This window comes from Laspinema olomoucense D3b (assembly GCF_025370785.1).
Taxonomy (GTDB): domain Bacteria; phylum Cyanobacteriota; class Cyanobacteriia; order Cyanobacteriales; family Laspinemataceae; genus Laspinema; species Laspinema olomoucense.
This window is the reverse complement of sequence record NZ_JAMXFA010000040.1, coordinates 16,315-27,672: the sequence shown is the minus strand read 5'-3', so window position 1 is coordinate 27,672 and position 11,358 is coordinate 16,315. Positions and strand designations below refer to the sequence as shown.

The window sequence follows — 11,358 nt, the reverse complement described above, 5'->3', positions numbered from 1 at the left end:
CATGAAAAATCGTTCTGATTATTCCTACGCACCACAATTAAGCCCCTTAGATACCCCCGTCTCAATTTCATTACCCAAGATGGAATCTCAACGCTTGCCGAGACACTGTTGCGTTTCTCAAGCAGCGCGATCGCCTCAAATGCCAACCCTGAATTGATTGAAAACCTGGTCAATTTCCCCCTCAGGTCACCGCCTCCTTTGACCCTTTAAGGACCTTATGAGTAGCCCTTTGGAACATCCAGAAAAATTACACTATGCTGAATCCAGCCATCCGCTTTGTGAGGATAACTTTCTTCCCCAACTGATGGTAGATCAATCGAATTTACGAAAGTTTGGTCAAAAAGTTTCAGTTATACGAGAATTAGAAATGAAAGGAGAACTGTCGAGATTTGAAAGTTCTCAGGAAATCAAGCGGCTGTGGAATCATCTCCAACAAAACGCCGAATTTTAGGCCGAGGTGGCGATAATTTTGGCGTTAATACATACTATTTAACCAATTTTAGGTTTTGATTCCTTTAATTGATAAAATAGCCCTCCGTAAAAATAGCGGTTCCTGGACCCATGTGTCTAGGAACCGCTATTTTTATTTTAAATAAATAATTTCTATTTTTCGGGAAAATCTCTCTGAGGAAAGAAGTAAAATTTTCCATTATTGGGGCGAAAATCTGCCGGAATTATCGGGTTTATTTTGAGCTGGTGTTCATCTAATAATGTATTAATCCGTACCGGGAAAGTTAATAAAAATTCCCTGCTTTAGATAGAAGTCCAGATTATTTTCCCAGAATAAACTGAGAATAACCTAACATCCAGAAACTTCTGGGAATTCCAAACGCGGTTCAAAATGGACAAGAGACTATCCTATTAATAGTCAAATTCATTTTGTGTGCTTTCATCTTGGCAATTCCCAGTTTTTCTCTTTCCTCTTTGCTCTTTTTAGGTCAACTATTGCCGCAAAATTAAAGAACGCCGAATCTCTAAGCGATAGAAGACTCGACGTTCTTTTTTTTTATGCTGTTGATTGTCTAAAACCGGAACTCGGTTTTAGCGGTCTCAAGTCGGAGCGGCGGGATTCGAACCCACGACCCCTACCACCCCAAGGTAGTGCGCTACCAAGCTGCGCTACGCCCCGACGACGCTTTACTATCTTAGCATGAACTTTTTTGGGACGCAAGAGGGAAATTAAAAAATTTTTAACACCCTTGCCGCCTCGACCAGTCCGGGGACTGCGGATGCAGGCCAACTGAACTCGCAGCGCCGTCCTGTACTGAGGATAACATGAAGAAGATAGGCATGGGGATAGCCTTCCACCTCCATCCATAAGATATCGCTTTCGGCTTCACAGGCGAGTCGTTCTGAGTCCATCAACTCCGATGCCATTTGAGTCATCGTCGTTGCCAATTGCGCCAATAATCGGCAAAAGTCATGGAACTCGCCCTCGGTGAGTTCGATCGCCCAGTCATCTCCCCCCACTAAACCCTGATAGCGTTCCCCTTGAGGGTCCCAGCCGATGCGCCACCCGGCACCACTTTTAATCCGTCGTTCTGCGTTAGGAACGGTTTGAGGAGACATCAACCCCGGACCCCTCTACAATTTCAATAAATCCGCATCCCCGGATTGCGGCAAGGGTGGAGGTCCTACCGGAGTTCGGGGGGGTGGGGGAGTTGCCTGGGGAGTTGTCTGGCGGGTTGGCCCTTGGATGTTGTGGTAGTTGGGATTAAATAGGGTGACGAGAACCTCGATTAACTCTTCTCGTTGTTGGCGGTTGAGTTGGGAGAGGATTTCGCGATCGCCTACCATTGGATTCTCTTGCAAGACCCCATTCCCGGGATAGGCACTCTCGTCTAGTTCCTCCAGAACGCCCAGATAGTCCGCTAGGGTCAGCTTCCAGTCCAGACGAAACATCGGCAGACGATTTTTCACATAGAGGTGATAGGAAATCAACCGACTCGCTAGGGTGTTTTCCGGGTCCACCTCTCCTGTCTCAGCGCTGATGTATTGATTTTCTAAGGGGAAATCGGGCAGGCGTTCATAGACTTGCCGCCACAGTTGCCGGGGGTCTACCCGTTGTCTGCCTTGAGGGGGTGAAACCTCTTGGGCGGCGGCCCTAGGCAAAACTTCAGGTAAATCCCCCTGGGGAGGTATTCCTAAAGATAGACCTAGACTTAACCCGACCCCGATCCAGGCGACTGCTTGCCCTTTGCGCTGCCATTGCATCATCGTTTGTCTTCCTGCCACAGAACCCAATTTCCCCTACAAACCGTTAATTAATCGCCGATGATTTCCGGTTGCGCCAGTTCATCAGACATTTCGACGATCGCCCGAATCACGGGTTTCATTGTCGGTTCTTCCATGCTGTCGAAATCTTCATAGCGACGACGCTTGGCACGATTAGCGACTTGGACGGTAATCCGATAGCGATTTGAGGCAGCACTCACCAGGTCCTCAGCGCGGCGCATCAAATGCTCTGTATCGATAGTCGCCCGTTTGTGGGGGGCAAACAATGCTCGGCGGGAAAAACTTTCGATTTTGTCTGTACTGAAGTTAGAACGCTTACTTTTTTCTGGATTGCCCGATCCACTATTCATGATTCTGTACCTTTAGGTAATTATGTTAATTTTAGCCAATGATGTAGATTGTTATCGATGTGTAAAGATTTTATAAGTACGAGGTCCCATCGCTTATGCAAGTTTTATCAGCATCTTCTAATCGTTCCTATCGCGCAACCGTGCATCCTCTGAAAATAGTAGCCCTTGGAGACAGTCTGGTTTATGGATTTGGCGATCCCGTGGGAGGGGGTTGGGTCGAACGACTCAGACGCGAGTGGATGCTGCCCTCAAGCGCGGGTCATGTACTGTACAATCTTGGCGTGCGAGGCGATCGCGTTATTCAAGTCTCCCAACGACTCGAAAACGAGTTTCGCTATCGGGGAGAACTGAAAAATTGCGTCCCTGATGCCATCATTCTCTCTGTGGGAGTGAATGATTCCGCCCGCCTAGGACGTCCCAATGGACGCAATTTCACTGACTTTAACACCTTTACTACAGAAATTGCTCAACTTCTGGATTGCGCCCAAGCACTCTGTCGAGTCTTTTTCGTCGGCATGGTCCCGGTGAATGAGACTCAGATGCCTTTTTCGGATTGCCTTTATTTTAACCATGCGGACCAATATCGCTACAAGGAAGTAACTAGACAAGGGTGCGAACAGAGGCAGATTCCCTATTTAGACTTATTTGAGTTATGGGGCGATCGCGGTGACGCCTGGAGGCAAGCGCATTTATGCGATGATGGTCTCCATCCTAATGTAGCTGGTTATCAATCCTTATTGCAAGATATTCTAAACTGGGATGTTTTCACCTCGTTTACTTCCCTCTCCCAAGCTTGGAGAAATACCGCCTGATCAGCAGGAGAAATCGGGAATTTTTCGTGGTTACTGCCACAATTTATTGACGTTTTTGGGTTGGTTTTAAGTAAAATTTTCTGTAGATTAAGTTGGATATGACAACGATCTGTTGTTTCTGAGGTGGTCTTTTCTGAGAGATTTTAGCAGCAACAACCGGCGGGGGGTTGCACCCTCGCCTTTGTTTTGGGTTGATGAGGAACTTAAGAAACGACCGCCATTCGTGCTCCCGAATCTCAGCCAACTACTCAAGCTGTTATTACCAACTTAAGAAAGGACGGAAGTTGTTATTAGGGACGTGAGGCCGATCGCTTCTTTTGCTGAGACGAGGATCCACAGGCAGGCTAGAACTACGGCAATTGTCAGGATGAATAGGCGCTTTAACATAATATTTTTACTTTCTTAACTCCCTACATCTAACTTTATTCAGCCCAATATCTCTCTTTAAAACTCACCGCATCTTCTCCAATTCTCAGTGTAATTTCTGACTCCAAATCGCCTAATGAACTCGATTGAAACTGGGCCGTTGGCAAGAGGGTTTTTAGGGTAGTGGCAGCCGTGATATCTCCAGTTTGGATAATAATTTGGGTCTGCCGTTGGGGGTCGGGCCAGTCAGAAATGGGGTAAACATTTCGATATCCTCGGGATTTTAATTCCGCCAACATTTGCCCGAGAATTAAGGGATTGCCGGAAGCATTTTGCAGGGCAATTTTTAGGGTTCGGGGTGAGTTGGGACTCAGAGCGCGATCGCGTTGGGCTCCGGGGTTGAGTTCCTGGTCAAAATAGTGGTACATGACCCGATCGCGTCCGGTGGTATCGATATTCCAATAGGGAGTTGGGGCTGATCGCCGGGTGGTAAATTCTCCGGGAAGTAGGACCATTTTCAACCCATCGGGCGATCGGTGTTGGAGGAGATTAACTAACCCGAAGAATTCTTCGAGGGTGAGATTGGTATCGATATATTCATGCATCAGTTGCACGATTCGCGGCAATTGGGACCCGAGGGTGGGACTGGCAAGGCGATCGCCTACAGATTGCAGAATCATTTGCTGGCGGTGGATACTACTGCGATCCGCTTCCTTTTTCTGGAAGCGAGCAAAACCGAGGGTTTCTTCCCCTTTTAAGGTTTGCCAACCCGGTTGTAAGTTAACGGAGATCCCCTGGGTGGAATCCTGATAAGAGACGGACTCAGGCACAAATAATTCCACTCCCCCCAGCAAGTCGATGAAACTGCGAAAGGTGGCAGCATCAGCGCGAATATAACGGTCAATGGGGATAGAATTGAGGGTTTGACTCAAGACTCGGGAGGTGAGGGTAACCCCGCCCATGCTGTGCGCACTGGCGATCGGATTGCGTCCGCGATCGGGGATTTCCACCCGAGTTTGAGGAGGAATCAACAACACACTCACGGCATTTTTAACCGGATCAAACCGCATTAACCATAGGGTTTCAGCGGGTTTCGGTAAACTAGATTGACTGCCGGTTGTGGGAGTGACCCCCTCCTCAATTCCTAGAACCAAAAGATTAAGTGTTCGAGATAACCGCAGGGAAGGCAAAGGGGAATCCGTTTGTACCCAAGACTGTCGCCAGTCCGGGACTGTATCCGTGACTTTGGCATCAAACACCGCTATGATGGCCCCTAGGGTGAGGGAGAGAGTCGCTATCAACAGCAGAGTAAAGCTACCAAATAGCAACCTCGCCAGTCGCAGGGTTAAGGGTAGCGGAGGAATCGAAATTTTCGAGGTGCGATTAGAACGATTGCGTTTTGATAGGGGTGATTTTTTTTTCGGCTTTTGCGGAGGAATGGGTAAATTTTTATAGAGTTCTATGACTTCTAACACAATGTTTTAAGGGAGTTTTTACAGGGGAAAGGCTTTAGCTCTATTATAGAGCGAGTTTTAAGGGGCTGAATCGGGAAAATTCCTCAATTTTCCAAACGGGAACCGGGGAACAGACCCTCTGATTATTACCAGGGATTTGGCCCGGGGATACAGGGATGAGCGCTTCTTTAGGACCGCCCAAAGCTCGGGGAATCCTCCGGGGAAACAAGGAATTCTCTCTCTCAGGATGTAAATTTTTGTTAATTATATTTTAAAGGAGGCAGTAGGGGTATAATTAAAGAACCCATAAAAATTTAAGTGTACCTCGGTTGGGTTAGGCAAATTAGGGAGTTTCCTCACACAGACTATACTGCATTAACTCCTGGATATTAGCAGCAAAATCCTGGAGTTATGCCCCTTAATAAAGCTCCTCTTTGAGCGCTAACTTTGCCCAAATCGGGTGAGCTAATCTAGCAGGAATGGGTTAAGAGTTTCCTATTCCTGCCCATTTTAAAGGACAACTTCATCGGTTGATGTGCAGTAGGATTTGCCGCAGCCAATCCCATTCATTTGTTACCAAATTAGCCTCAATTGATAGCTTAACGAGCAGGGGAAATCGCGGGGGAGGGATTTTAGACCGAGGCAACGAACAGTATTTAGCACAAGGTCTAAACCTCTTGTTGGTTTCTCCAACGAAGCACCGAGGTTATTAACCCAGGGCATAAAGGGTTCGCACTTCTTCAGGAGGAGGTGAAATAGGCTAATAGGGGATTTAATGACGGAGGAGAACCTCTCGCAATTTTCGGCCCAAAAACCAACCCGAGTATCGAGAAAAACCTGAACTTGATTCTTTGTAAGGAGAGACCCTGAGTGCTGGGCACACCAAAGAGGGCAGGAGAACGGAACGGAAAATCCATAGGGCCGGCCTCACAAGAGACGGAGTGAGAGGAGAACCCATTCGGGGGAAGTTGTCGGTTGCTGATCATAGAGATGGAAAGATGAGTCATAAAAATTGGGCTAACCAATCCAGGCAAGAGTTAATCCGCGAAATTGAAGAACGGGGCCAAAAACTGAATCGGGCAAAACTCCGATTGCAGGAGATTCACAGTGCCAAATCCAACCACCGAGGCATCGATGCCTTCCGCAGGAGTCCGGATGAGGGACCGGGGGACGATGGAAGGGAGGGGTTGCGGAACCCAGAGGAATGGCTAAGGCTGGCGTTGGATGTGGCACAAATGGCAATTTGTGAATGGGATATTCCCTGCGATCGCATCACTGGAACCCCGGGTTATGAACTGTTATGGGGTCGAGATTCGGGTAGCTTCAACGGCACTTTTGCCGAATTCCTCGCCTGCATTCATCCCGATGACCGAGGCGCCATTAACGAAACCTTGGAGAAAGCCCACCAAGGTTGTGGGAATTATCACGTGAAATTTCGGGTTATATGGCCCGATCGCAGTACCCATTGGATTGAAAGCCAAGGTAAATTTTTCTACAGCGATCGCCACGAAGCAGTTCGGGCCGTCGGAACCCTGCTCAATATTGACCACCGGGTGACCGTCGAAACCCAATTGCGCCAGCAAAAGCGCGCCCTCAGCGCCGTCAGCGCCAGCAATCACATCATTATTCACGGCAAACAAGAACTCGACATCTTGCAGCAAATCTGCGAAATGATCACCGCCATCGGGGGTTATGAATCTGCCTGGGTGGGATATGTGGACGAAAATGACCCCAAACGGATCATCCCCGTGGCCCTGGCGGGAGAAAACGTAGCCGAATCCCTCCAGTCCGGCCAAATCCTGGGGTCTGACTTAAACTTAGTGCCCCTAGTCCCCTTAATGCAAACTGGAGGGTCCCTCCGAGGTCAACATCCTTATCCCGAGACCGAGAGTGCCAGCGGGCCAAGGCCCCTCTGGGACGGCAGTTATACTTCTGCGATCGCCCTGCCCCTACTCAATGAAGGCCAGCTATTTGGCACCCTGAATCTGCGGGCCACTCAACCCGATGCCTTCGACCCCGAGGAAGTACAGTTACTCATTGAACTCACCCATGACCTTGCCTATGGCATCATCGCCCTGCGACGTCAGCAAGAACACGCCGCTGCGGAATCCGCCTTGCGAGGGAGTGAAGAAAAATTGCGCCTCGCCTTACAAGCGTCCAATATGGGAACTTGGCAATGGGAAATTTGCGGCGATCGCACCGGAGGCGATCGCATCCGTGTAACCTGTTCCGTAGAATGCCTGCACCTCTTCGGCATCGATCCGGCCACCTTTGACAACAGCTACACCACCTTTGACGCCTGCATTCATCCCCAGGACCGCACCCTAGTCTATGAAACCGTAGAAGAAGCGATCGCTACAGGGCAACCCTTCGAGCTCGAATATCGCGTTATATGGGGCGATCGTTCCATTCACTGGCTCAAAAGCCAGGGCAACGCCTTCTGGGACCCCACCGGCCAACCCCTGGGAACCCTCGGCATCGTCATGGATATCACCGATCGCAAACGGGCTGAACTCCAAATCCAACAACTCCTCGCCACAGAACGAGTCGCCCATACCGCCGCCCAACTCGCCGGAGAGCAACTCTCCAACATCCTAGAAAGCATTACCGACGGCTTTATCGCCCTGGATAGCCAGGGACAGTACATCTACGTCAACCAAAAAGCCGCCCAACTCCTGCAAAAACGCCGGGAAGACCTACTGGGCCAGAAAATCTCCACCGAAATTCCCGAAGTGACCCGAGTGCAATTTTATCAAGCCTGCCAGCAAGCCCTAGAGGAACAAACCTCCATTTACCTCGAAGAATATTATCCCCCCTACGATTGCTGGTTTGAAAACTATATCTACCCCGCCAAAGATGGACTCTCGATTTTTTTCCGAGACACCACAGAACGCAAACGCTCACAACAAGCCTTACAACAAGCCAAACAGGACCTCGAAAGCCAGGTCCGAGCCAGGACGGAGCAATTACGCAAAGCCAACGAACGCCTAGAGAACGAACTCCAACACCGCCAGCGCGTTGAACAAGTCTTACAACGAGCCTATCAGCGCTTGCAGTTCCATGTGGAAAATACCCCCCTGGCGGTCATCGAATGGAACCGGGAATGGCGCATTTTAAATTGGTCCCCCCAAGCGGAAAAAATCTTTGGTTGGCACGCGGAGGAAGTCTTTGGCAAATCCGATATGGACTATGCCTTGATTTACGAAGCGGACCTGGAAGCGGTTACCCAACGTCGCAACCTGCTGGTTTCCGGACAACAACCGCGAACGGTCTGCTGCAATCGCAACTACACCAAAGACGGACGGGTAATTGATTGTGAATGGTATTATTCCGCCATGTTCGCCCCAACGGGGGAGTTAATTTCCGTCTTGTCTCTGGTCCTGGATGTGAGCGATCGCACTGAAGCCTTATCCGCCTTACATTCCAGTGAAGCGCGGTTTCGTAATGCCTTTGACTATGCCACCATCGGCATGGCACTGGTAGCCCCCGATGGTCATTGGTTAAAAGTCAATCGCGCCTTATGCGAGATTCTCGGCTATGACGAAGGGGAATTGCTGGAAAAAACATTTCACGATGTCACCCATCCCGACGATCGAGACATGGACTGGCAGCCCCTCCAGGACTTACTCGCCGGGGAGATTCCCTCCTATCAGACGGAGAAGCGCTACTGTCACAAACAAGGACAGGTGGTTTGGGTTCAGTTGTCTGCATCCTTAGTCCGGGATTCCAAAGAACGCCCCCTCTATTTAATTGCCCAGATTCAAGATATCACGGCCCGGAAACGAGCCAGGGAGGAGTTGCACTCTTCTCGGGCGAGGATCGCGGCGATTCTGGAATTGGCTGGGGATGCCATTATCTCCATTGATAACTATCAGCGGATTACCCTATTTAATCAAGCGGCAGAGCGAATTTTTGGATATAGTGCGGCTCAATTGCTGGGGCAACCCCTGGATCAATTATTGCCGTTGTGCTTAGATAGCACTGGGGAATCTGCGGTGAGTGGAGAGGGATGCTCGGCCACTCTCGCCCGGATGATGGACCAGTCTGGGGAAATTATTGGGTTGCGCCAAGATGGCACGGAGTTTCCCGCAGAAGTCTCTATTTCAGAGGTGGAAATTGCCGGGGAACAGGTGTTTACTTTGTGTTTGCGGGACATTACTGAGCGCAAACGAGCAGAAGCGGAACGAGCGAAGTTAATTGAGATTCTGGAGGCGACTCCGGATTTTATTCTCTCAGCGAGTGTGGATGGGACGGTTTTTTATTTAAACAAGGCGGCGCGCACCGTTCTGGGGGTCCCTCTGGAGTGTCCCTTAGAAACGCTTCAGATTTTCCGGTCTCATACTGCCTCAGCGAATGACATTATTCAACATGAGGGAATTCCCACGGCGATCGCCCAGGGGACTTGGATTGGAGAAACGGCCCTGAGCACTCTAGAAGGGGTGGAAATTACCCTTTCGGAGTTGATTATCGCCCACAAATCTCCCGCTGGGGCGGTGACGATGTTCTCTAGTATTGCCCGCGATATTACGAAACAAAAGGAAATCGAAGCAACAGTCCGCGAATCGGAACGACGCTGGCGCAGGTTGTTGGAAACGGTGCAGTTAGCGGTTGTGGGACTCGATCGCCGGGGTGGGATTGAATATGCCAATCCGTTTTTCCTGGAGTTGGTGGGGTATGCGCTTTCAGAAATTCAGGGTAAGGATTGGTTTGAGCTATTTATTCCTACCCATCAGCAGCGGAGGCACTCGGAACGGTTGGAGGAGTTGCGAACCCCAGATTTTTATTCTCACCCTCAGAGTATTATTGTTACCCGGTCTGGACAGGAGAAAATTATTGCTTGGAATAATACGGTGTTGCACGATTTGCGTGGGGTGGAAATAGGGACTCTGAGTATCGGGGAGGATATTACGGAACGAGATGCGATCGAACGGATGAAGGATGAGTTTATTTCGGTAGTCAGTCATGAACTTCGCACCCCTTTAGCTTCGATTCACGGGGCCTTGAATTTGATTTCCAGCGGGTTGATTGACCCCACGGGAGAGAAGGGGCAACGGGTGATGGCGATCGCGGCAGAAAGTGCCGATCGCCTAGTGCGCTTGGTCAATGATATTCTAGATCTCGAACGGTTAACTTCAGGCAAAATTGCCCTCGTCAAGGAACGGCATTCCCCCCGGGATTTGATTGAAAAGGCGATCGAAACCATGCAAGTTATGGCAAATCGCGCCGAGGTCTATTTTCAGATCGAATGCGACCCCAGTTTGGAATTATGGATTGATGGCGATCGCATCATTCAAGTGCTCACTAATCTCTTAAGCAATGCCATCAAATTTTCCCCCCCAGCTTCTACAGTTGGTATTTCCGTACAAGCGCGAACCCTTGCTCATAACAAGCTGGGAAAACTTGAGGGCGACCCCTCGCCATCCATGATTTTATTTGCGGTTCACGATCAAGGTCGGGGCATTCCCGAAAATAAAATGGAAAGTATTTTTGAACGCTTCCATCAAGTTGATGCCTCCGATTCCCGTAAAAAAGGAGGAACCGGATTAGGATTGGCGATTTGTCGCAGTATCATCCAGCAACATGGCGGTAGAATTTGGGTGGAAAGCGTTCTCAATGAAGGCAGTACCTTTTATTTTACCTTACCTGAAATTACACCGGAAACTTCTCCAGAGGATGCCAACCATGAACAAACGAATTTTAGTCATTGATGATGAAGATGGCTTACGGGAAATTATTCAATTTTCCTTGGAAGTTGTGGCTGGGTGGGAGGTGCTTACCGCCAGTTCCGGACGGGAAGGGATTGCTTTAGCTCAAGCGAAACAACCCGACGCCATTTTACTGGATGTAATGATGCCCGAGATGGATGGACCCAGTACCTTTCGGGAACTAAAAAACCATGCGGCTACGGAACAAATTCCCACGATTTGGTTAACAGCTAAGGCTCAAATTCGGGAACAAAAAGAACTGATTGAATTAGGGGGTGCTGGGGCAATTCTTAAGCCTTTTAAAGCGGAAACTTTAGCTCATGATGTGCGAAAAATTTTGCAATGGAGTGAATGAATGCCGTTTTTTTATCAAAAAATTACCTAAAAGACTCTGATGATTTAATGGGCCTGACCCTTACCGCGAAACCGGCATGGA

Annotated in this window: 9 protein-coding genes and 1 tRNA gene; 5 read left to right on the top strand and 5 right to left on the bottom strand. The window is 49.2% G+C overall.

Annotated features, from left to right (window positions below):
• Position 1: 1 nt before the first annotated feature.
• Both NG792_RS23225 and NG792_RS23220 read left to right on the top strand, forming a co-directional pair.
• Entirely contained in the window at positions 2-157 is a 156-nt protein-coding gene (locus NG792_RS23225) for a hypothetical protein (protein ID WP_261201063.1), read from the top strand.
• Between the two features lie 60 nt (positions 158-217).
• Complete coding sequence (locus tag NG792_RS23220) at positions 218-451, top strand: DUF7219 family protein (RefSeq protein ID WP_261201064.1); 234 nt, start codon at positions 218-220, stop codon at positions 449-451.
• A gap of 604 nt (positions 452-1,055) precedes the next feature.
• Here the strand turns inward: NG792_RS23220 and NG792_RS23215 are convergent.
• The 4 genes from NG792_RS23215 to NG792_RS23200 form a co-directional block, all read right to left on the bottom strand.
• Positions 1,056-1,129 (bottom strand) — tRNA-Pro (locus NG792_RS23215).
• A gap of 50 nt (positions 1,130-1,179) precedes the next feature.
• Entirely contained in the window at positions 1,180-1,569 is a 390-nt protein-coding gene (locus NG792_RS23210) for a DUF1818 family protein (RefSeq protein ID WP_261236959.1), read from the bottom strand.
• 15 nt (positions 1,570-1,584) lie between these two features.
• Positions 1,585-2,235, bottom strand: a complete 651-nt coding sequence (locus NG792_RS23205; RefSeq protein WP_261201066.1) for a hypothetical protein — start codon at positions 2,233-2,235, stop codon at positions 1,585-1,587.
• A gap of 29 nt (positions 2,236-2,264) precedes the next feature.
• Positions 2,265-2,501, bottom strand: coding sequence for a DNA-directed RNA polymerase subunit omega (locus tag NG792_RS23200; RefSeq protein ID WP_256556155.1), 237 nt, complete (start codon positions 2,499-2,501; stop codon positions 2,265-2,267).
• A gap of 179 nt (positions 2,502-2,680) precedes the next feature.
• Between NG792_RS23200 and NG792_RS23195 the strand changes: the two genes are divergently transcribed.
• Positions 2,681-3,397, top strand: coding sequence for a GDSL-type esterase/lipase family protein (locus NG792_RS23195; RefSeq protein ID WP_261201067.1), 717 nt, complete (start codon positions 2,681-2,683; stop codon positions 3,395-3,397).
• Positions 3,398-3,819: 422 nt separating this feature from the next.
• On the opposite strand, the gene NG792_RS23190 is transcribed toward NG792_RS23195, so the two are convergent.
• Positions 3,820-5,238, bottom strand: coding sequence for an LCP family protein (locus tag NG792_RS23190; protein ID WP_261236958.1), 1,419 nt, complete (start codon positions 5,236-5,238; stop codon positions 3,820-3,822).
• A gap of 977 nt (positions 5,239-6,215) precedes the next feature.
• Between NG792_RS23190 and NG792_RS23185 the strand changes: the two genes are divergently transcribed.
• The gene (locus NG792_RS23185; protein ID WP_261236957.1) at positions 6,216-10,925 is read left to right on the top strand and encodes a PAS domain S-box protein; all 4,710 of its coding nucleotides are present in this window, start codon (positions 6,216-6,218) and stop codon (positions 10,923-10,925) included.
• Complete coding sequence (locus NG792_RS23180; RefSeq protein ID WP_261236956.1) at positions 10,900-11,277, top strand: response regulator; 378 nt, start codon at positions 10,900-10,902, stop codon at positions 11,275-11,277. Before NG792_RS23185 ends, NG792_RS23180 begins: the two co-directional genes overlap by 26 nt.
• Positions 11,278-11,358: the final 81 nt, after the last annotated feature.